General features: G+C 73.1%; 1 protein-coding gene. It reads right to left on the reverse strand.

All coding sequences use genetic code 11. The annotated features are described in order from the left end of the window. Nucleotides 1-31: 31 nt before the first annotated feature. A partial coding sequence (locus J0695_RS41440; protein ID WP_242553797.1) for a type II toxin-antitoxin system PemK/MazF family toxin occupies nt 32-372 on the reverse strand: 341 nt, incomplete at its 5' end.

Below are 372 nucleotides of genomic sequence, written 5' to 3' on the forward strand. Positions count from 1 at the left end.
GTGCGGCACACGCCCCGCGCAGCGGCCCGCGTCAGCCCGCCAGATGCCGGACCTGGTCCCAGAGCGTCGGATCCACGACCCCCACCCGCCGCCGGAACTCCCACACCCCCACATCGCGCAGCTCATCCGTCTCCAGGAAACTCGGCCGCCCCTGCGCATCGCCCACCGTCCCCGGCGGCAGCGGAATCACGCCCGGCCGCTCGTCGTGGTACTTGCTGGTGATCTTCGCGACCTGCACCTGGTCGCCCCGCACGGACAGCACGAGGCACGGCCGGGACCAAAGCGGGCGCCGGTGGCGGGAGAGATCTGGTGGGCGAACGTTCCGTACGAGGACGGGCCCGGGGGCAAGGACCGGCCGTGCCTCGTGCTGTC

This window comes from Streptomyces beijiangensis (genome assembly GCF_017315755.1).
Classification (GTDB): domain Bacteria; phylum Actinomycetota; class Actinomycetes; order Streptomycetales; family Streptomycetaceae; genus Streptomyces; species Streptomyces beijiangensis.